Origin of the sequence: Haemophilus influenzae, from assembly GCF_001457655.1 — a bacterium.
Taxonomy (GTDB): domain Bacteria; phylum Pseudomonadota; class Gammaproteobacteria; order Enterobacterales; family Pasteurellaceae; genus Haemophilus; species Haemophilus influenzae.
On record NZ_LN831035.1, the window covers coordinates 707,977 to 729,573 of the forward strand.

A 21,597-nucleotide genomic window follows, 5' to 3' on the forward strand; every position below is an offset into this window, starting at 1 on the left:
GTAATGTTAGATTTATTGCTCGAACCTTTTTCCTATGATTATATGCTCAAGGCGATGATCTTGAGTACCGCAGTTGGTGGGATTTGTGCGTTTTTGTCTTCATATTTAATGCTCAAAGGTTGGTCTCTAATTGGCGATGCACTTTCCCATTCAGTCGTACCTGGTGTTGCAATTGCCTATGCTTTTGCCTTGCCTTACGCACTTGGTGCATTTTTCGCTGGAATTTTAGCCGCACTTTCCATTCTTTGGATTAAATCCATTTCTAAACTGAAAGAAGATGCCGTTATCGGGTTTATTTTCAGTACTTTCTTTGCATTAGGTCTATTGATTATTTCTTTAAATCCAACCGCAGTAAATGTGCAAAATATCATTTTAGGTAATATTTTAGGCATTGCCGATGAAGATATTTACCAAGTCGCAATTATTATCGGTGTTTGTTTAGTATTACTTTTATTATTTTGGAAGGATTTACTGCTGATTTTTTTCGATGAAACTCAAGCGATTACAGTCGGTCTTTCCCCATTATTTTATAAAATCTTATTTTTCACATTATTAAGTGCTTGTGTGGTAGCTGCCTTGCAAACTGTAGGCGCGATTTTAGTGATTGCGATGGTTATTACCCCAGGTGCAACAGCATATTTACTAACGGATAAATTCAAAACCTTGTCAATCATCGCTATTATTTTAGGGGCGGTGACAAGTTTTGTTGGAGTCTATATTAGCTATTATTTAGATGGTGCCACAGGCGGTGTGATTGTGACATTGCAAACATTATTATTCTTGGTTGCCTTCTTGTTTTCACCAAAATATGGCTTACTCACTCGTAATAAAAAGGCGGTAGAAAATGTTTGATTGGATTTTAGAACCGCTACAATTTGAGTTTATGCAAAATGCCTTATTGACCGCATTGATTGTTTCAATTATTTGTGCGTTGCTTTCTTGTTATTTAGTCTTGAAAGGTTGGTCATTAATGGGTGATGCGATTTCTCACGCTGTATTACCTGGTATTGTACTTGCTTATTTGGCAGGAATCCCTTTAGCGATTGGTGCATTTTTTTCAGGCATTTTTTGCTCGCTTGGTGTGGGATATTTAAAAGAAAATAGTCGTATAAAAGAAGATACCGCAATGGGCATTGTATTTTCTGGAATGTTTGCTATTGGTTTGGTTATGTTTACCAAAATTCAAACAGAACAGCATTTAAGCCATATTTTGTTTGGTAATGTGTTGGGTGTAAGTCATCAAGAGCTGATTCAAAGTGCGGTCATTTCTGCGATAATTTTTTGTCTGATTGTCTTTAAACGTAAAGACTTTTTGCTTTATTGTTTTGACCCAAACCACGCCCGTGTTGCAGGGCTTTCTCCTAAAATTTTACATTATGGTTTGTTAATGCTGCTTGCTTTAACTATTGTAAGCACCATGCAAGTGGTCGGCGTTATTTTGGTGGTGGCAATGTTAATTGCGCCAGGAATTACTGCACTTACGCTAACAAAATCTTTTGATAAAATGCTATGGATTGCTATTGTCAGTTCCATCACATTAAGTCTAATAGGCGTAATATTGAGCTATCATTTTGATGCCTCAACAGGTGCTTGTATTATTCTTCTGCAAGCCGCATTTTTTGTTATAGCATTAGCTTATAGCAAGATTAGAATAAGATAATTTTTCTACCCCTCTTTTCTCAAAGAGGAGGTAGAAAATCGCAATAAATTTATCCGTTGGGAGATAAATAAAGTCATTCGTCTAATCGCCAATCTAAGCCTAGGCCAAATCCAACCCCATTTGCCAAAACGCAATTTCCATTCTAGTTGCGGTGGTGAAAATCTGTTGAATCTCAGCAAGCTGGCTTGGGTTTAGTGGTTTGCAAAGTGCGGTAAGAAAATCAACGGTTTCTTGGGCGGCTTGTTGAAATTCCTCACTCGCATAGGTGTCAATCCACGTTTGATAAGGATTGTTCGGTAAGCGAGGATAATGCTGAGTAATGTAACGAGCAACTTGAGCGTAACCCAAAGCACAAGGGGTTACAGCTGCATAAAGCTCAGCCAAACTGCCCGTCATGCCACAATCAAGCAAATAGCGGGTGTAAGCAATACAAGCGGCACTTTCTTGAGTAGCAAAAATCTCTTGCTCACTAATTCCCCACTCACGGCAATAATCCAAATGTAATTGCACTTCTTGACAGATAACCTCCAACGTTTGACGAGGAATTTCCATTTCCGCAAAATTTTTTGCTTTATATACGCCCAAAGCAAAGGCTCGACTATAGTGGAACAGATAGAGGTAATCCTGCTTTAAATAATGCTGAAAACAAGCTTTTGGTAGCGTACCTTTTGCGAGCTGTTGCACAAATTCGTGTTCAATATATTGTTGCCAATAAGGCTGAGCTTGTTGAATGAGTTGTTCAATCATCTTTTTTCCTTATTCAATTTCTACCGCATATTCTTTCAACGCTAAGGCTTTTGGAATTAAGCCTTTTTGTTGCATAAATTCTGCCATTTGTTGATAACGTTTAGTGTCTAATTGGCGAGGTTTATTGGCTAACAAGGGGAGCGTGTCTTTCCACGCCAGTTGGTTTAATGGCGTGTTAAGTTCGTTTGGTTTATAGCTGACAAAGGCTTGCCACGCTTCATTGGGGTGAGCTTGTAGATAGCTTGTGGCTTGTTCAAGTGCGGTCAAAAATGCCGATGTTTTTTTATCTGTTACGTTGTTTTTATTAGCAACTAAAATCAACTCATCATAAGCAGGCACGCCATATTGTTCAGGGAAGAATGCGATACCTTCTTGCTTTTCTAAAGCAAGCTGATTGAGTTCAAAATTACGAAATGCACCAATCACAGCATCCACTTGTCCAGTTAAAAGAGAGGGCGAAAGCGACCAATTTACATTCACTAATTCCACATCTTTATTGCTTAAACCAATAGAATGAAGCATTGTATCAAGTAATCCATCTTCAAAACCGCTGACAGAATACCCCACTTTTTTACCTTTTAAATCAGCAAGGCTTTTCAAATTGCTCTTTTTTAGTACCACTACGCTATTTAATGGATTTGAAATCAGTGAACCCACTCGCACTAAAGGCAAGCCTTCTGCCACTTGTTGATAAAGCTGAGGCTGATAACTCACGGCTAAATCAACTTTTCCTGCCGCCGCTAATTTCGGCGGTAATGCAGGATCAGCAGGTTCGATAATTTCAACCTCCAAGTTATTTTTTTCAAAAAAGCCTTTTTGTTGAGCCACAATGATGGCTGCATGATCGGGGTTTACATACCAATCTAGCATTACGCTGATTTTCTCTTTTGCAAAGCTAGGAAGCGTGAGCATTAGCCCCATTACAAAGCTGAAATAACGGATGATTATCTTCATCTTTTTCTCCTTTAATGAAAAGTTAAACAGACCAAATAAAACGGTGTAATAGCCAATCAATGCTGAAATATAAACAGAGTGAAATTGACACTAAAATCAGTAAGGCGGCAAACATTAAATCGACTTGCATTCGGGCATTGGCGTGAATCATCAAATACCCCAACCCTTCAGATGAACCTACCCATTCGCCCACCACCGCACCAATCGGGGCGACCGAAACCGCAATTCGCAAGCCCGAAGCAAAAGCAGGCAAAGCCGCAGGTAATCGCACTTTAAGCAATAAACGCAAGGGGGAAATGTTAAAGGTTTTCGCCAAATCGAGCCACGCTTGTGGGGTGTTGCGTAGTCCATCATAACAAGCTGCCGTGACGGGGAAGTAGATAATCAGCACCGACATCACAATTTTGGATGCCATTCCATAGCCAAACCACAACACCAACAACGGCGCAATAGCAAACACGGGAATCGCTTGCGAAATGACCAAAATCGGCAATAACACGGCAGAAATTTGACGAGAAAATGAGAGCAACAACGCCGAAATCAGCCCAAATAGAAAGCCTAACAACAGCCCTAAGCAGATTTCTAACAACGTAACTTGCGTATGCTGCCAAAGCAGTTCAGCGTGTGTGAACAACTGCTGCCCTACAGCTTGCGGTGAGGGAAAAATGTAGTGTGGAAAGCTACCCAAGGTTGCGACCATTTGCCAGATCATCAACAACACGACTACAATTAAAAGCGGTTTAAGTAGGCGAATTTTCATTGTTCGCCCCCTAATTCCCGCAATAATTGTTGCTGCAACGCCCATAAATTGGCTTGATGCAACTCACGCGGGGTGTTACCTTCGGGCAAAATTACCTCCGATAATGCTGTTTGATGAGATTCAGGCGAACGCAACACAAAAATACGCTGACTTAGCCGTAATGCCTCTTGCGGATCGTGGGTCACGAGCAGCACTGATTTATCTTCGAGCAGTTCAAAGGCTAAATCTTGAAGTTGATGGCGACTGATGGCATCAAGAGCGGAAAAAGGCTCATCAAGCAAAATCAAATCCGCCTCTTGCATTAAGGTGCGTGCCAAGGCAACCCGCTGTTTTTGCCCGCCCGAAAGCTGCGAACAAGGCTTGTGCCAATGTGCTGCCATTCCCACTTTTTCAAGCAACATTTTAGCTTTTTCAGTGGTTTTTACAGATTTTCGTCCAAATAAGACCGCTTGCAACTGCACGTTATCGACAATTGACAACCACGGATAAAGTGTCTCTTTTTGAGGCAACCACGCAATACGAATTTTCGGTTCAAATAGGATTTTCCCCTGCACCACACCTTGCGTTTCAATGCCCGCCAGTAGTCGCAAAAGTGTCGATTTCCCCACGCCTGAACTGCCCAATAAGCTCACCCATTCGTTCGGCAACAGGGTTAAATTAAGATGCTCAAATAACGTTTGTTCATTAAAGGCAAGACTCAAATCTTGAATACGCACCATCGCTCGCCTCAATGATTAAAGGGAATGCGTAATAAAAAAGAAAGGATAAGAAATGGAATGAAAAGAAAATGGATTTTTTGGCATATTAGTTTCCTACGTCAGTACTAACTGTTTCAGGTTCACGGGTATCATCTCAGCCTTTCGGCACCCCGACTAAAAATTGTTGGTAAGTTTACGCTTGTTTGGTAGAAAAAACAAGCGATTAGGTTTCTATCCGAATGGAACAAGAAAAGCATTTTTAAATTTTTCTTGCTAAGATACAACGGAGATAGTACAACTGATATTAGATAATAATTTTAGGACGGTATAATCAATGTTTAGTAAAAAGTTCTATAAATCTATATAATGTTTATTATTTTTTAGGGATAACTTCTATTTTATTCAATGAACGGTACAATATGTCAATCAATCAATCAATCAATCAATCAATCAATCAATCAATCAATCAATCAATCAATCAATCAATCAATCAATCAATCAATCAATCAATCAATCAATCAATCAAAGTCTGTCATTATTGCAGGTAATGGAACAAGTTTAAAATCAATTGACTATAGTTTATTACCTAAAGATTATGATGTTTTCCGTTGCAATCAATTTTATTTTGAAGATCATTATTTTCTTGGCAAGAAAATAAAAAAAGTATTTTTTAATTGCTCTGTAATTTTTGAACAATACTATACTTTTATGCAATTAATTAAAAATAATGAATATAAATATGAATATGCTGATATTATTTTATCATCTTTTGTCAATTTAGGAGATTCAGAATTAAAGAAAATTAAAAATGTACAAAAATTACTAACACAAGTTGATATTGGACATTATTATTTAAACAAGCTACCCGCCTTTGATGCCTATTTACAATATAACGAATTATATGAAAATAAGAGAATTACATCAGGTGTTTATATGTGTGCAGTGGCAACTGCAATGGGTTATAAAGATCTTTATTTAACAGGTATTGATTTTTATCAAGAAAAAGGGAATCCTTACGCATTTCATCATCAAAAAGAAAATATTATTAAATTATTACCTTATTTTTCACAAAATAAAAGTCAAAGCGATATCCATTCTATGGAATATGATTTAAATGCACTTTATTTTTTACAAAAACATTATGGAGTAAATATTTATTGCATTTCGCCAGAAAGTCCTCTATGTAATTATTTTCCTTTATCACCACTGAATAACCCAATTACTTTTATTCTCGAAGAAAAGAAAAATTACACACAAGATATTTTAATTCCGCCGAAGTTTGTATATAAAAAAATTGGTATATATTCCAAACCAAGAATTTACCAAAATCTGATTTTTCGGTTGTTCTGGGATATATTACGTTTACCTAATGATATAAAACACGCCTTAAAATCAAGAAAATGGGATTAGATAACCTTATATCACACAACTAATGGACATAGCCCTAAATATGAGAGGTTATCTCACTCGCTACAACAATACTTTTTAGCAACAGGTTTTTTATTTTATTGAAAATCACCATTCTTACCACACAAAATAGTGATATAATTTTTTAGTCTCAATAATTAACAAGGAAATCATTATGGCCATTTTAGTGACAGGTGGCGCCGGTTATATCGGTTCTCACACAGTTGTAGAATTATTAAATGTTGGCAAAGAGGTGGTGGTATTAGATAATCTTTGCAATTCATCGCCAAAATCCCTTGAGCGTGTAAAACAAATTACAGGCAAAGAAGCAAAGTTTTATGAAGGCGATATTTTAGATCGTGCTTTGTTACAAAAAATTTTTGCAGAAAATGAGATTAACTCGGTTATTCATTTTGCAGGGTTAAAAGCCGTAGGGGAAAGTGTTCAAAAGCCGACAGAATATTACATGAACAATGTCGCTGGCACCCTTGTATTAATTCAAGAAATGAAAAGAGCGGGTGTTTGGAACTTTGTATTTAGCTCATCTGCAACGGTTTACGGCGATCCAAAAATTATTCCAATTACAGAAGATTGTGAAGTCGGCGGTACAACCAACCCTTATGGTACATCTAAATATATGGTTGAACAGATTTTACGCGATACAGCAAAAGCGGAACCAAAATTTAGCATGACAATCTTGCGTTATTTTAATCCAGTTGGGGCACATGAAAGTGGCTTAATTGGGGAAGATCCAAATGGTATTCCAAATAATTTATTACCTTATATTAGCCAAGTTGCTATCGGTAAATTAGCACAACTTTCTGTATTTGGTAGTGATTACGACACTCATGATGGAACAGGTGTGCGTGATTATATTCATGTAGTGGATTTAGCTGTGGGGCATTTAAAAGCGCTTCAACGTCATGAAAATGACGCTGGTTTACATATTTATAACCTTGGTACGGGCCATGGTTATTCCGTATTAGATATGGTAAAAGCCTTTGAAAAAGCCAATAATATTACAATTGCATATAAACTTGTAGAACGCCGCTCTGGCGATATTGCTACTTGCTATTCTGATCCTAGTTTAGCGGCAAAAGAGCTTGGTTGGGTGGCAGAACGTGGTCTTGAAAAAATGATGCAAGACACGTGGAACTGGCAGAAAAATAATCCAAAAGGGTATAGAGATTAATATTCTCTAATATTTGTTTTTCTTTTTTAGGAAGAAGAATGCTAAACATTGGGGGAATGATTAAAAATCCCCTAATTTTTACAAAAATCCTTTAATTGAAAGGCGAAATTTCTAAAATACAACTAAAATTAACCGCACTTTATGTCAAATTCCCTTTCTTCCCAAATTTTTACGCGCAAGATGTTAATTTGCGCCTTCACAGGTTTTAATTCTGGTTTGCCATTATTTGTATTGTCGCAAATGTTGCCTGTTTGGCTGACAGATAAACATCTTTCAATTGAGCTTATTGGTGCAGTAACTGGAGTGATGTTGCCTTATGGATTGAAATTTTTGTGGGCGCCATTATTGGATCGTTATTTCCCGAGTTTTTTAGGGCGTCGTCGTAGCTGGATGTTGCTTTCACAAGTGGCATTATTGATTTTACTTTACATCATTAGCCTGTTTGATCCGCTCACACAACTGGGTACAGTAGCAAATATTGCGTTGCTTATCGCCTTTTTTTCAGCCACACAAGATATCGTGTTGGATGCGTATCGTCGTGAAATTTTGAGTGATCATGAATTAGGTTTAGGAAACACTATTCATATTAATGCTTATCGAATTGCGGGATTAATTCCAGGGGGATTATCGCTATATTTGGCGGCGATTTATCCTTGGGAAAGCGTCTTTTTATGGACCGCACTTTGTATGTTAGCAGGCATCTTCATGACACTATTTTTAGCAAAAGAGCCAAAAATAGACATGCAGCAAACTAATCAGCCGTTCTATCAAGCGTTTTGGATTCCATTACAAGAATTTTTCCAACGTAAGGGCGTTATTCAGGCTATCGGTTTTTTACTATTTTTGTTTTTGTATAAGTTCGGGGATTCTTTTGCCACAACGTTACAAACCAAATTTATTTATGACATGGGATTTAGCAAAGAGGATATTGCTATTGTTGTAAAAAGTACCGCACTTTGGTCAAGCATTTTATCTGGGCTTGCTGGTGGTATGATAATGCTAAAACTGGGTATTAACCGTGCATTGTGGCTATTTGGGCTTGTACAAATGGTAACAATTGGTGGGTTTATTTGGTTGTCTGCTTTCGGTCATTTTGATGTTATTACATCTGCCGAGTTATGGAAACTAGGTATTGTGATTGCAGCTGAATATATCGGCGTTGGACTTGGTACCGCAGCTTTTGTGGCTTTTATGGCGCGTGAGAGTAATCCTCTTTATACTGCAACACAGCTTGCACTTTTTACAAGCCTTTCAGCTTTGCCAAGTAAAGTTTTAGGTATACTTTCTGGTTATGTTGTGGGAGCAGTGGGGTATTATCAGTATTTTTGGTTTTGTTTATTTTTAGCGATTCCCGGCATGCTTTGTTTATTTTGGGTAGCACCTTTGAAGCAAGAAAATAATAAGACCAGCTCAGTATAAAAGTGCGGTAAAAATTATAAAAAATTTGACCGCACTATGCTTTATCAGTATCTTAATCACGTTTTGTATTAATGGAGATTTTTTATGAAAATTATTCTTTTAGGTGCACCGGGTGCAGGTAAAGGCACTCAAGCACAATTTATTATGAACAAATTTGGTATCCCGCAAATTTCAACTGGTGATATGTTCCGTGCTGCAATCAAAGCGGGGACTGAACTTGGCAAACAAGCTAAAGCATTAATGGATGAAGGTAAATTAGTGCCAGATGAATTAACCGTTGCCCTTGTAAAAGATCGTATTGCTCAAGCTGACTGCACAAATGGTTTCTTGTTAGATGGTTTCCCTCGTACTATTCCACAAGCGGATGCACTGAAAGATTCAGGTGTTAAAATTGACTTTGTTTTAGAATTTGATGTGCCAGACGAAGTGATTGTTGAACGTATGAGTGGCCGTCGCGTACACCAAGCGTCTGGCCGTTCTTACCACATCGTTTATAATCCACCAAAAGTGGAAGGTAAAGATGATGTAACAGGCGAAGATTTAATTATTCGTGCAGACGATAAACCAGAAACTGTATTAGATCGTTTAGCCGTATATCATAAACAAACTAGCCCATTAATTGATTATTACCAAGCAGAAGCGAAAGCGGGGAATACTCAATATTTCCGTTTAGACGGTACACAAAAAGTAGAAGAAGTTAGCCAAGAGTTAGATAAAATCTTAGGCTAAAAATAATCTAAAAATTAACCGCACTTTAGAAAATATAATTAATCTGCACCTTAAAGGCTGAATAAATCAGCGAATTAAAGTGCAGATTTTTTTATAAACTACCCAAATTTATAATAGGCTGAAAAAAGTGCGGTATTTTTTCAGCCTATTTTTAGAAAATCACTTCTCGTCTTTGAAGCCTGACTCAACGCCACTCATATCAGGTAATTGGTGTGCAATACCTTTGTGACAGTCGATACAAGTTTTACCTTCAGTTTTCATTTTTTGGTGCATACGTGCCGCCACAGAACGTTGATCATTGAAGTTCATACGATCTACATTATGGCAATTACGACATTCTTTAGAATCGTTAGCTTTCATACGCGCCCATTCATTTTGAGCCATTTCTAAACGATGCGCATTGAATTTTTCTAAGGTATCCACTTTTCCAGTATAGTGCGCATATACTTCTTTAGCTGCAATAATTTTACGTTTCATTTTTGCACCAAATTCGTGTGGTACGTGACAATCTGGACAACTTGCCCCCACACCAGTACGAGTTTGATAATGCACGCTATGTAAATATTCTGGATAAGCATCTTGCATATGGCAGCTTGCACAGAACTGTTCAGTGTTGGTTTTTTCTAAACCATAGTTAAAACCAACCCAAGAAAGAATACCGCCAATAGCCGATAAGATAATAATTGTACCTATCGCCATACGGCTTGGTTTTCTAAACCATTGCCAGAAACGCTTTAAGATATTTGGTTTTTTCTCAGACATATAGACCTCTTAAATTAGTTTCCGTAACCTTTCATCGGTTTGAAATCATTTGGAACAATAGGATCTACGTTTGCTTGAGAAACGTGACATTGTAAACAGAAATAACGACGTGGCGATGAACTTGAACCTACTTTTCCATCACGATCCATAAAGTGAGTTGGGCTGATTCGAGTTGCACCGCTCAAACGAGAATTTTCTGGGCTGTGGCAATTTAAACATTGATTTACATTTTTTGTCACTTGATAGTTTGCCACACTATGTGGAACCATTGGAGGCTGATTTACATAGTTCAATGCGGGTAATTCGCCTTGACGCGGTGCATTATGAAATGCGGGTGGAATATTTTCTGCCGCTTGAGTTAAATCTTTTCCCACTGCTGGTGCATCAGATGCCATCAGTGAGCCAGCAAAAAGTGCGGTAAATAATCCCGCTAAAATTTTAGATACCTGTTTAGTCATATTAATCACTCCCCTGAATGATCGAATCTGGTCGAAAATTTAAAAACTTTTTCAGCGCAAACGTCAATACAACGTCCGCAGCTGATGCAATCTTTGGAAAGCACTAGTAGGCTTTCGTCTTTTTTTCCGTGTAAAGGCGAACGTAACACTTGGGCTTCGGGACAAACATTGTAACAATCCATACAATTATCGCATTTAGCACGATCAATCACTTTAATACGGATTAAACTTTTTGCACCAATCACACCATAAGCAGCACCAATTGGGCAAAGATGTCCACACCAGCCGTGTTCAGCAATCAATAAATCAAAAAGAAAAATAACAAGTAATAACCAGCCTGTTGCACCAAAACCAAATACAAAGGCGCGACCAAGAGCAGCCACTGGATTAACCCACTCCCAAAGCAACATTCCGCTGACACTACTGCCTAGTAAAATAAGCACAAGAATACCATAACGTAAACCGCGCGAAATTTTTGCTGTTTGGCGAATGCCTAACTTACGGCGAAGCCACGCTGCACAGTCAGTCACAACATTTAGTGGGCATACCCAACCACAAAACACTTTACTACCAAGTACTGCGTAAAATAACACAATAATTGCAGCACCAATTAAAGTGAGAGCATCTGGTAAATGTCTTGCAGCCAAGCTTTCAGCGGTAATTAGAGGATCACTTAGTGGAATAGTATCGAGTAATAAACTACCACTATAATTACCTTTTAAAATCCACACGCCAAAATAAGGGCCACTCAAAAACATCGCAAGAATGCTAAGTTGGCTTAATCGACGCCAAAACAAAAAGCGGTTTGCATACCACCAGCCCCATTTTTCTCGAGCCTCTTTCCCTGCAAATTTTGGTGCATTTGCCATTATTTTCCGCCCCCTAAAATTGGTGCGAGCACGGGTTCTGCTGGTTCAGGAATTACAGTTGTCCCTTCTGGTGTTCGAGTTGGCAATGAAATCATATCTTTAGGTGCAAGAGAATGGCCAGCTTTCGCTTTTTCTTCCCAACCTAAACGATAATGTTTACCTAACATACCTTTTGCCAGATCCATTGGTAAAATCTTAATCGCTGCTTCTTCTAACACACAAGCTTGCTCACATTTTCCACATCCCGTGCAGGCATCAGAATGTACTGTTGGAATAAATAAGGCATGCTTATCAGAACGTGGATTATGTTGTGTTTCCAATGTAATCGCTTTATCGATTAATGGACAAACTCGATAACAAACATCACAACGTAATCCTTGATAATTTAAGCAAGTTTCGTGATCTAACAGTACTGACAGCCCCATACGCGATTCATTAATATCTGTTGCTTGACGATCTAATGCACCACTAGGACAGGCTTTTGCACAAGGAATATCAGGACACATTTCACAAGGTTTATCACGCGCAATAAAATACGGCGTTCCCGCTTCTACTGGCGATAATAAAGAGGCTAAATGCAGCATGTCATAAGGACAGGCTTGAACACATTGTCCGCAACGAATACAAGCGGCAGAAAACGCTTTCGCATCTTGCAAAGCAAATGGAGGGCGTAATGGCACACCTTCGCGCGCAAGACTTTGATTTTGCTGCAATCCCAACAAAATCCCAACGCCAGCTAAACCACCCGCAGTACGGGTTGCTTCTTTAAGAAATTTTCTACGTTCAGGATTAAGGGCGGGTTTCTTCATTTTCTTTTTAGATTTTAACCGCACTTTCATCTTCCTCTTTTATTGATGGGAGAAATAAAGTGCGGTTGATTTTTACATGGTTTTTACGCAGCCTTTTCCACTTTTACCGCACATTTTTTGAAGTCGGTTTCTTTTGAAATTGGGTCTGTCGCATCTAGTGTTAAGCTATTTGCAAGCTGACCTGCATCAAAGAAAGTGGTAAATACTAAGCCACGAGGTGGTTTATTACGTCCGCGAGTATCTAAATAAGAAATCATTTCGCCTCGACGAGATGAAATCTTAATTTTATCGCCATGACGTAAACCACGAGCTTGTGCATCTAATGGGTGCATCCATACTAAATTATTTGGAAATGCTCGATGCAATTCTGGTACACGGCGTGTCATTGTCCCCGTATGCCAATGTTCAAGAACACGACCTGTTGATAACCATAAATCGTATTCATTATCGGGTGACTCAGCTGGTGGTTCATAAGGCACCGCAAGAATAATCGCTTTCTTATCAGGATAACCGTAGAAAGCCACGCCTTCCCCTTCTTTAACATACGGATCATAGCCTTCACGGTAACGCCATAAGGTTTCTTTACCCTCCACAACTGGCCAACGTAAACCATGCGCTTTATGATACATATCAAATGGAGCTAAATCGTGACCGTGACCGCGACCAAATTCAGCGTATTCTTCAAATAAACCTTTGTGAACGTAGTAACCAAAATATTCTGATTCATCGTTTAATTGGCCTTCAGCAAGTTCGCTCAATGGGAATTTATCTACTTGACCATTTTTGAAAAGCACTTCATATAAAGTTTTACCTCTATATTCAGGCATTTGTGTAAGTAAGTCTTCTGTCCACATTTCATCCGTCGTGAAGTATTTTGCGAACTCCATTAATTGCCATAAGTCTGATTTTGCTTCGCCCGGTGCTTTGACTTGCTGACGCCAGAATTGGGTACGACGTTCTGCATTGCCGTAAGCCCCTTCTTTTTCCACCCACATTGCCGTTGGAAGAATTAAGTCAGCAGAAAGTGCGGATACAGTTGGGTAAGGATCTGAAACAATCACGAAGTTGCCTTCTTTACGCCAGCCTGGCAAACGCTCTTGATTAATGTTTGGTCCTGCTTGCATATTATTGTTACACATTTGCCATAACACATTCATTTCGCCATCATTCATTGCACGGTCTTGTGCAATTGTGTGTAACCCCACTTTTTCAGAAACCGTCCCCTTTGGTAATTTCCAAATACGTTCCGCTGTTTCACGGTGTTTAGGATTAGTTACCACTAAGTCGGCAGGTAAACGATGAGGGAATGAACCTACTTCACGCGCCGTACCACAAGCAGAAGGCTGACCAGTTAATGAAAATGGCCCACAACCTGGGATTGAAATTTTTCCAGTAAGTAAATGAATATTGTAGATTAATTGGTTTACCCACACACCACGTGTATGTTGGTTAAAGCCCATTGTCCAGTAGGAAACCACTTTCTTCGTTGGATCAGCATAAAGTTTCGCTAAAGTTTCTAACTGGACTTTATCTAACCCAGACATTTTCGATACTTTTTCCACTGTATATTCTGATACAAGTTGCTTTAATTCTTCAAAAGAAGAATCGTGCATTTTCCCAGCTGTTGCACGATTCGTGTCTTTTTCTAATGGATGCTCTGGACGTAAACCATAGCCAATATTCGTTTCTCCGCGTTTAAATTTGGTATGTTTATTAACAAAATCCCAATTAATCGCATTATTTTGAATAAGATAATTGATGATGTAGTTCATAATTGCCAAATCAGTTTGCGGTGTAAATATCAAACCGTGATCGGCAAGTTCAAAACTACGATGTTCGTAAGTAGAAAGCACAGTAACACGAACATCAGGATTAGAAATACGGCGATCAGTAATACGCGACCACAAAATTGGGTGCATTTCCGCCATATTTGAGCCCCAAAGAACAAAAGCATCTGCCTGTTCAATATCATCATAACAACCCATTGGTTCATCCATACCAAAAGTACGCATAAATGCAACCGCTGCAGATGCCATACAGTGACGCGCATTCGGGTCTACGTTGTTAGAACGAAAACCTGCTTTCCAAAGTTTGTTCTTCGCATAGCCTTCCCAAATGGTAGACTGACCAGAACTAAACATACCTACTGCATTTTGACCGTTCTTTTTGAACGCTTCTTTGAATTTTTCAGCCATTGTTTTGAACGCAAAATCCCAAGAAACTGGCGCAAAATCGCCGTTCTTATCAAATTTTCCGTTTGTCATACGTAAAAGCGGCTGCGTTAAACGGTCTTTACCGTACATAATTTTTGGCAAGAAGTAACCTTTAATACAGTTTAAACCACGGTTTACTTCTGCATCAGGATCGCCTTGAGATGCCACAACACGTCCATCTTTAGTACCAACTAATACTGCACAACCAGTACCACAGAAACGACATACTGCTTTATCCCATTTAATTTCGGATTCAGCCGCAACCACATTTTTGACTGGGATGGTTAGCCCCGCTGCCGTTGCGGCTGCCATAGCCGCATTGGCTTTCATAAAGTCTCGACGACTTAAATTCATCGCGTTTTCCCCCACGTTAAACGTTTGATTTTAAAATTATTTATTTTGTTCATCTTGCTCGTGATACACCAACGATACATTAATCACACCGTCGATATCTTTCACACTTTCCATTTTTTCAAGCAAGAGATGCTGATCGTTCGATTGCATTACCACCACAAATTTTCCAAGTTTTTCATCAAAAGTCGGAATTTCAGTATGCTCAATCGCTAAAAGTGCGGTTTGAATTGCTGATAATTTTTTTGGATTACCTTGCACGATCAATCCAACAACGTGCCAATCCCTCGCATTTTCTAATATTAAATTTGTATTATTCATTTTGTTTTAGATCGTTCATTGTTATTGCATTCACAGGGCAGCCTTGTACACAAGCCCCACAGCCATTACAAGCATCGAAATTAACTAAAGGTTGTGCTACGCCACCCATTTGTAATTTGAAACGAATCGCATTAGCTGGACAATTATCTTGGCAAGTTCGGCATTCAATACGGTGCAATGTTAAACAAGCTACGCCAATGTCGATTTTATGTGACCAAGGTAACTGGTCACGAGGATAAAAAATAGGCTGTTTACAGGCATCTACACATTTCCCACAAAAAGTACATTCGCCATTATCAAAGCGCACTTCAGGAAAACCAGCATCGTCCTTTACCAAAATATTGGTTTCACAGACAGAAAGACAGTCGCCACAGCGCGTACATTGTGCTACAAAAATAGAATTTTCCACAGACCAAGGCGGTCTAATACCCACAAAATTCTGTTTTTGATTATTTTCTAAACAGCTCAATGTTGAAAATTTACCGCGTAAAAATTGTCTGCGAGGTAAATTTTCAACGGTCATAATGTCTTTAAAATATTTCTGAATGCTTCTGTAGATGAAGGATTATGTGTTTACGATGAATGAATGAGAACAACCCAAAATAGGTAGTTTGTCAATTATTTGAACTTTATTTGTTATAGATCAAAAAATTTAAGGTTTAATGAATTTTGCAAGGGATTAAAACAAAACAGCATAGCAATTTTTGTTATGCTGCTTTCAATTTAGATTATTCAGCTTTTGCTGGATATTCCCACCAAATATCAAATAATTCGCTTACTTCAATTTGTTGCAAACCATTTGTTTCTAACCATTTTTTCACAGTTTCACGGTGGCTTTCATCGCATTTGCCAATTTTTTCTAGGCAAACTAAACCTTCCCAATGTAAATACCCGCTACCTTCATAAGCTAGACCATTTGGTTGGATCACTTCGTTAATAAAACGATCAACGATTTCATCTACAGTTTCAATCGCAGTGCCTTCTGCAAATTGGAAATTTACAAGAAAACCCAGTTCTTGAAATTCCGCAAGATGAAGTTTTTTGCGTTGGCGTTGATTGTAAGATTTAGACATTTTATTTCTCCTATTAAGGTTATATTCAAACGTGTATTTTATATTAAATTCATAAATTAGGTATTGGGTTTAGTTAAAATCCGCTTATTTCTTCACAAAATATAAATCCCAAACACCATGTCCAAGTTTGTAACCTCTGGCTTCAAATTTAGTTAAAGGTCTAAAATCTGGTCTTGGAATATAATCGCCATTTTTCGAGGTGTTCACTAAATCGGTGTTTGCGCTTAATACTTCTAGCATTTGCTCTGCATAATTTTCCCAGTCTGTCGCCATATGGATAAAACCATTTTTACCTAATTTTTGTATAACTTGTGTCACAAAGTGCGGTTGAACAATACGACGTTTATGATGTTTTGCTTTATGCCAAGGATCGGGGAAAAATAACTGCAAACCGCCAAGCGCACCATCAGCAATACTGTCTCGTAAAATTTCCGTTGCATCGTGGCAAATCACGCGTAAATTCGTTACGCCTTTTTCCACTGCATAAGCAATACAAGCACCAACGCCAGGAGTATGAACTTCAATGCCAAGGTAATTTTTGTCAGGATTAGCAAAAGCCATATCCACAAGCGATTTTCCCATTCCAAAGCCAATTTCTAATACAACTGGATTATCATTGCCATAAATCTTAGCAAAATCAAAAGGTTCCGTTTGATAATCTAAACCAAGTGTTCCCCAGTTATCATTCATCATATTTCTTTGAAATTCGCTCAAACGACCTGTGCGGAGAACAAAACTACGGACTTTGCGCTTATAGCGGCCATCTTCGGTAAATTCTGCGGTTTCAACGGTTTTACGTTTTTGATCGGCAAAAGTTTGTGTCATAAAAATCTTGTTCGTGAAAAAAATTGGCGGCGATTATACCAATTTTTCTCGTATAATAGGGCAAATTTTTTCCCAAGGTTGATTATGAAAATTGTCCGAGTGGCACTGGCTGTGCCGCTTCCTCGCTTATTTGATTATTTCGTCCCCGATGATGTTTCATTACAAATCGGTATGTGTGTTCTTGTGCCTTTTGGCACTCAAAAACGTGTCGCCATTGTGGCTGATTTTCCGACAAAATCGGACGTGCCAGAGGATAAACTCAAGGCTATTCTTCAACCATTGGATTTAGCCCCACTTTTTACGCCCATTTATTGGGATTGGCTTCACTGGGCAGCAAATTATTATCAAGCGGGATTAGGCGATGTGTTATTTCAAGCCTTGCCTGTGAAATTGCGTAACGGCGAAAGTGCGGTAAAAAATGACCGCACTTTTTGGCGAATTACGGATGCGGGGAAAAATGCCCTTGAACAAGGCGAATTAAAACGCTCGAAAAAGCAAGCTGAAGCCCTACAATGCTTATCTGAAACTGATCTTGAAAAAGGCAATAATAATTTTTCCTCTGCCATTTGGTCTGCCTTAAAAGCCAAAGGGTTTATTGAAGAAATTACTATCCAAACAAATCCCCTAAGCTGGCAACAAAGATTAGGCAATAACCCAATAGTCAATGCTGAAAATCGTTTAACCTTAAATAAGCAGCAAGCCTTAGCCTTCAGCCAACTGCTCTTCCATTCTGGTTTCAATGTATGGCTGCTCGATGGCGTGACTGGTTCAGGTAAAACAGAAATTTATCTGCAGTATATTGAAGAAATTTTAAAATCGGGTAAGCAAGTATTAGTGCTTGTACCCGAAATCGGGCTAACACCTCAAACGGTGCAACGTTTTAAAGCACGTTTTAATGTAGAAATTGATGTACTGCATTCTAATTTAACCGATACGCAACGGCTTTATGTATGGGATCGCGCCCGCTCTGGACAAAGTGCCATTGTGATTGGCACGAGATCGGCATTGTTCACGCAATTTTCTAATCTTGGTGCAATTATTTTGGACGAGGAACACGATTCGTCTTACAAACAACAAGACAGTTGGCGTTACCATGCGCGAGACTTGGCGATTGTGCTGGCTCAAAAACTAAATATTGCGGTATTAATGGGCTCCGCCACGCCAAGTTTAGAAAGTATTAATAATGTACAAAACGGCAAATACCAACATTTAGTTTTATCAAAAAGAGCGGGAAATTCTACCGCACTTCGTCATTTCGTTATTGATTTGAAAAATCAAAATATACAAAACGGGTTATCAAAACCCTTGTTGGAACGAATGAAAGCCCATCTCGAAAAAGGCAATCAAGTGTTGCTTTTCTTAAATCGTCGTGGCTTTGCACCCGTATTGCTTTGCCATGAATGTGGTTGGATCGCACAATGCCCTCATTGTGAAAAACCTTATACCTATCATCAGCATCAAAATGTATTGCGTTGTCATCATTGTGGCGCACAAAAAACTATTCCTCGCCAATGTGGCGATTGCGGTTCTACCCATTTAGTTACTACTGGTCTAGGCACAGAACAATTAGAAGAAACCTTGAAAACGCTATTTCCTCATTATTCTGTAGCGCGAATCGACCGCGATAGCACGGCACGTAAAGGAAAATTGGAAGGTTATTTAGAAGATATTCAACAAGGCAAAAGCCAAATTTTGATTGGCACACAAATGCTCGCGAAAGGACATCATTTTCCGAATGTTACTCTCGTTGCCTTAGTGAATGTAGATAGTGCATTATTTTCACTGGATTTTCGTGCAGAAGAACGTTTAGCTCAACTTTATATTCAAGTTGCTGGACGTGCAGGACGTGCCGATAAACAAGGTGAAGTTGTGCTACAAACACATTATCCTGATCATCCTTTGCTTACCACTTTATTGGCAAATGGCTACCAAGCTTTTGCAAAAGAAACCTTACAATTACGCCATTCAATGGGATTGCCGCCTTTTACTTTTCAGGCGTTATTCAAAGCACAGGCTCGACATTCTGATCTTGCAGAAAATTGCTTAAGCCAAATTGCAGATTTTTTTCAATCGAAGCAAATTACGGGATTACAAATGCTTGGCCCAATGCCTGCACCGTTCAGCAAAAAAGCGGGGCAATATCGCTGGCAGTTATTATTGCAACATCCGTCAAGAATGACGTTGCAAAAAGCATTAAGAGAATATCAACAAGCCGAACTTGAAAAAAACAGCCTAGTGCGGTTAATTTTGGACGTCGATCCGCAAGACTTATCATAAAAAAATGCGGTGAAAATTCACCGCACTTTTATCTCTAAAATCTATTTGAAATCTTCGACATCTCCTAATAGACAGGCATATTTCGCTGTATTGGGACTGGACTCCAAGGCAATTTTTAATGCCATCGTCAAAGGAACAGACAGTAGCATTCCCACTGTTCCAAGCAGCCATCCCCAAAACAATAATGAAAGGAACACCACTAAGGTTGAAAGCCCTAATCGTTGCCCCATCATTTTAGGTTCAATAATGTTACCGACAACCATATTAATCGCAATAACACCGATTGCTACGCCAAAGCCAATGCCAAAACCATTCAGTAATAAGGCTTGCACAATAATCGGAATAGCCGCGATGATAGAACCTATATTGGGAATATAATTCAGCAAGAAACTCAAGGTTGCCCACAAAATGGCATATTGAACCCCACAGGCTTCCAACAAAATAAACACTCCGACGCCAGTCAGTAAACTCGTGATGCTTTTGATGCCAAGATAACCAATTACGCCTTGCAAAACGCGATCAATATGGCGTTCTTCTTTGGCTGCATCATGAGGGGTTGAACTAATTACCATTGCAAATTTATGTTTCATCGTTGGTGCTTCGGCAAGCATAAAAATCACAACCAACACTAAAACAAACACATTACTCACTACACCAGAGAAATTCAGCAATACTCGGCTTACAAAATTCATAATGATGCTTGGGTCAAAATTTTCTTGGATGGTTTCACGCGAAAGCGTGAAAGGCAGATTGAAACGTTGCAACAATCCAGTTAAATCACTCACACGTTGTGAAAGCAAAACTTTATATTGTGGAATAGATTGGGTAAATTCTCTTGCCGTGCTGTTAATCAACCCGACTAAGAAGAAAAATACCAAAGAAATCAAGACAAAAAGCAAAGTAATGGCTAACCAATGCGGGACGCGGCGTTGGGTCATCGCCTTAATTATCGGCGAACAAATTATCGCGATAAAGAGTGATAGCAAGAATGGCACCACGATTTCTGCCGCCAATTTTACGCCAGCTAAGATAATAATCACCGCAGCAATGCCAAGCAAAGTGCGGTGTAAATTTAAATTATTTTGCACTAAATCGCATCCTCGTTTTCTTCGCCCGTGCGAATGCGGATCGCTCGCTCAACGTGATAAACAAAAATTTTGCCGTCACCGATTTTGCCTGTTTGTGCCGTTTCAACAATCGCTTCAATACATTGATCCACAAGTTCATCAGGAACCACTACTTCCAATTTCACTTTCGGCAGAAAATCCACCATATATTCCGCACCACGATAAAGTTCTGTATGACCTTTTTGGCGACCAAATCCGCGTACTTCCGTGATTGTCATACCTGAAATACCAATATCTGAAAGACTTTCTCGCACATCGTCTAATTTAAAGGGTTTAATCATTGCTTCGATTTTTTTCATGCTATTTCTCCAGATTTTCGCGTCTTGCGGATTTAGGACGGAAACTTTCGATGATTTCAGGCTTGGTATCAATATATAAGCCGTTAATCAGTTGCAAACAATAAGGCACTGCGCTAAAAATGCCTTTTACAAGCACATTTCCCTCTTTATCTTTCACGCCTTCCAAGGTTTCTTTAATCGCTTTAGGCTGACCAGGAAGATTTAAAATCAAGCTTTCCTTACGAATTACACCCACTTGGCGGGATAAAATTGCGGTAGGCACAAAATGCAAACTCACTTGACGCATTTGTTCGCCAAAACCTGGCATTTCTCGATCTGCTACCGCAAGGGTTGCATCAGGCGTTACATCGCGTTTTGCTGGCCCAGTTCCACCAGTTGTCAGCACTAAATGGCAACCTTGTTCATCCACCAGCTCTTTTAAGGTTTGTTCAATAATCGGTTGTTCATCAGGGATTAATCTTGTTTCCAAATGGAAAGGATCTACTAACGCTTGTTCTAACCAAGCCTGTAATTCTGGGATACCTTGATCTTGATATACGCCTGCTGATGCGCGATCAGAAACAGACACCAGACCAATTTTTAAAAGTGCGGTCATATTTTTCCTTATTTTTATAAATAATTTTGACGTGATTGGATAAATCAAAAAT

General features: G+C 38.9%; 23 protein-coding genes and 1 riboswitch. Of the genes, 7 read left to right on the forward strand and 16 right to left on the reverse strand.

The genetic code is table 11. The features are described 5' to 3' along the window. The first annotated feature begins 3 nt into the window (after positions 1-3). On the forward strand, positions 4-852 hold the full coding sequence (locus AT683_RS03575) for a metal ABC transporter permease (RefSeq protein WP_005654833.1): 849 nt from the start codon (positions 4-6) through the stop codon (positions 850-852). Further along, entirely contained in the window at positions 845-1,660 is an 816-nt protein-coding gene (locus tag AT683_RS03580; RefSeq protein WP_012054973.1) for a metal ABC transporter permease, read from the forward strand. Before AT683_RS03575 ends, AT683_RS03580 begins: the two co-directional genes overlap by 8 nt. 99 nt (positions 1,661-1,759) lie before the next feature. Here AT683_RS03580 and tenA read toward each other — a convergent pair whose 3' ends face one another. The 4 genes from tenA to AT683_RS03600 are packed head-to-tail and all read right to left on the reverse strand — an operon-like array spanning position 1,760 to position 4,840. Continuing rightward, positions 1,760-2,407 (reverse strand): thiaminase II, encoded by a 648-nt coding sequence (gene tenA / locus AT683_RS03585; RefSeq protein ID WP_005669087.1) that lies wholly within the window; start codon positions 2,405-2,407, stop codon positions 1,760-1,762. Positions 2,408-2,416: 9 nt separating this feature from the next. Then, positions 2,417-3,361 carry an ABC transporter substrate-binding protein gene (locus tag AT683_RS03590; protein WP_050845988.1) on the reverse strand — a complete coding sequence of 315 codons (945 nt, stop codon included), beginning with the start codon at positions 3,359-3,361 and terminating at the stop codon, positions 2,417-2,419. 22 nt (positions 3,362-3,383) lie between these two features. Continuing rightward, positions 3,384-4,121 carry an ABC transporter permease gene (locus AT683_RS03595; protein WP_042611736.1) on the reverse strand — a complete coding sequence of 246 codons (738 nt, stop codon included), beginning with the start codon at positions 4,119-4,121 and terminating at the stop codon, positions 3,384-3,386. After that, a complete protein-coding gene (locus AT683_RS03600; protein WP_042611735.1) occupies positions 4,118-4,840 on the reverse strand; it encodes an ABC transporter ATP-binding protein in 723 nt (240 codons plus the stop codon). The genes AT683_RS03595 and AT683_RS03600 overlap by 4 nt, the downstream gene beginning before the upstream one ends. Positions 4,841-4,913: 73 nt before the next feature. After that, positions 4,914-5,002, reverse strand: a riboswitch (TPP riboswitch). A gap of 222 nt (positions 5,003-5,224) precedes the next feature. Between AT683_RS03600 and AT683_RS03605 the strand changes: the two genes are divergently transcribed. The 4 genes from AT683_RS03605 to adk all read left to right on the forward strand — a co-directional run bounded on the left by AT683_RS03605 (position 5,225) and on the right by adk (position 9,566). Next, complete coding sequence (locus AT683_RS03605; RefSeq protein ID WP_058222186.1) at positions 5,225-6,229, forward strand: alpha-2,3-sialyltransferase; 1,005 nt, start codon at positions 5,225-5,227, stop codon at positions 6,227-6,229. A gap of 172 nt (positions 6,230-6,401) precedes the next feature. Next, on the forward strand, positions 6,402-7,418 hold the full coding sequence (gene galE / locus AT683_RS03610) for a UDP-glucose 4-epimerase GalE (protein ID WP_050845969.1): 1,017 nt from the start codon (positions 6,402-6,404) through the stop codon (positions 7,416-7,418). 141 nt (positions 7,419-7,559) lie between these two features. Beyond that, positions 7,560-8,837, forward strand: a complete 1,278-nt coding sequence (locus tag AT683_RS03615; protein WP_080358745.1) for an MFS transporter — start codon at positions 7,560-7,562, stop codon at positions 8,835-8,837. Positions 8,838-8,921: 84 nt separating this feature from the next. Further along, on the forward strand, positions 8,922-9,566 hold the full coding sequence (gene adk, locus AT683_RS03620) for an adenylate kinase (RefSeq protein WP_005649108.1): 645 nt from the start codon (positions 8,922-8,924) through the stop codon (positions 9,564-9,566). A 159-nt stretch (positions 9,567-9,725) separates the two neighbouring features. On the opposite strand, the gene AT683_RS03625 is transcribed toward adk, so the two are convergent. The 9 genes from AT683_RS03625 to trmB form a co-directional block, all read right to left on the reverse strand. Then, positions 9,726-10,328, reverse strand: a complete 603-nt coding sequence (locus tag AT683_RS03625; RefSeq protein WP_005649107.1) for a cytochrome c3 family protein — start codon at positions 10,326-10,328, stop codon at positions 9,726-9,728. A gap of 14 nt (positions 10,329-10,342) precedes the next feature. Continuing rightward, on the reverse strand, positions 10,343-10,786 hold the full coding sequence (locus AT683_RS03630) for a nitrate reductase cytochrome c-type subunit (RefSeq protein WP_005649106.1): 444 nt from the start codon (positions 10,784-10,786) through the stop codon (positions 10,343-10,345). A gap of 5 nt (positions 10,787-10,791) precedes the next feature. Next, a complete protein-coding gene (napH, locus tag AT683_RS03635) occupies positions 10,792-11,655 on the reverse strand; it encodes a quinol dehydrogenase ferredoxin subunit NapH (RefSeq protein ID WP_011271996.1) in 864 nt (287 codons plus the stop codon). Continuing rightward, positions 11,655-12,494, reverse strand: coding sequence for a ferredoxin-type protein NapG (napG, locus tag AT683_RS03640; RefSeq protein ID WP_005666637.1), 840 nt, complete (start codon positions 12,492-12,494; stop codon positions 11,655-11,657). The genes napH and napG overlap by 1 nt, the downstream gene beginning before the upstream one ends. 53 nt (positions 12,495-12,547) lie before the next feature. After that, a complete protein-coding gene (napA, locus tag AT683_RS03645; RefSeq protein ID WP_041174733.1) occupies positions 12,548-15,031 on the reverse strand; it encodes a nitrate reductase catalytic subunit NapA in 2,484 nt (827 codons plus the stop codon). Between the two features lie 36 nt (positions 15,032-15,067). Further along, entirely contained in the window at positions 15,068-15,349 is a 282-nt protein-coding gene (locus AT683_RS03650) for a chaperone NapD (protein ID WP_005656333.1), read from the reverse strand. Further along, positions 15,342-15,872 carry a ferredoxin-type protein NapF gene (gene napF, locus AT683_RS03655; protein ID WP_005666641.1) on the reverse strand — a complete coding sequence of 177 codons (531 nt, stop codon included), beginning with the start codon at positions 15,870-15,872 and terminating at the stop codon, positions 15,342-15,344. Before napF ends, AT683_RS03650 begins: the two co-directional genes overlap by 8 nt. A gap of 205 nt (positions 15,873-16,077) precedes the next feature. Then, the gene (locus tag AT683_RS03660; protein WP_005632159.1) at positions 16,078-16,422 is read right to left on the reverse strand and encodes a YggL family protein; all 345 of its coding nucleotides are present in this window, start codon (positions 16,420-16,422) and stop codon (positions 16,078-16,080) included. A gap of 84 nt (positions 16,423-16,506) precedes the next feature. Continuing rightward, positions 16,507-17,247 (reverse strand): tRNA (guanosine(46)-N7)-methyltransferase TrmB, encoded by a 741-nt coding sequence (gene trmB / locus AT683_RS03665; RefSeq protein ID WP_005666644.1) that lies wholly within the window; start codon positions 17,245-17,247, stop codon positions 16,507-16,509. Positions 17,248-17,331: 84 nt separating this feature from the next. Here trmB and priA point away from each other — a divergent pair, with 84 nt between their 5' ends. Beyond that, entirely contained in the window at positions 17,332-19,524 is a 2,193-nt protein-coding gene (gene priA / locus AT683_RS03670) for a primosomal protein N' (RefSeq protein ID WP_058222187.1), read from the forward strand. Between the two features lie 41 nt (positions 19,525-19,565). Here the strand turns inward: priA and AT683_RS03675 are convergent, their stop codons facing one another. Genes AT683_RS03675 through mog form a run of 3 tightly spaced genes read right to left on the reverse strand, consistent with a single transcriptional unit; the run spans position 19,566 to position 21,545 of the window. Further along, the gene (locus AT683_RS03675; protein ID WP_005649088.1) at positions 19,566-20,612 is read right to left on the reverse strand and encodes an AI-2E family transporter; all 1,047 of its coding nucleotides are present in this window, start codon (positions 20,610-20,612) and stop codon (positions 19,566-19,568) included. Then, positions 20,612-20,950 carry a nitrogen regulatory protein P-II gene (gene glnB, locus AT683_RS03680; protein WP_005649085.1) on the reverse strand — a complete coding sequence of 113 codons (339 nt, stop codon included), beginning with the start codon at positions 20,948-20,950 and terminating at the stop codon, positions 20,612-20,614. Before glnB ends, AT683_RS03675 begins: the two co-directional genes overlap by 1 nt. Before the next feature lies 1 nt (position 20,951). Continuing rightward, positions 20,952-21,545 (reverse strand): molybdopterin adenylyltransferase, encoded by a 594-nt coding sequence (gene mog / locus AT683_RS03685; RefSeq protein ID WP_005635167.1) that lies wholly within the window; start codon positions 21,543-21,545, stop codon positions 20,952-20,954. Between the last annotated feature and the right edge of the window lie 52 nt (positions 21,546-21,597).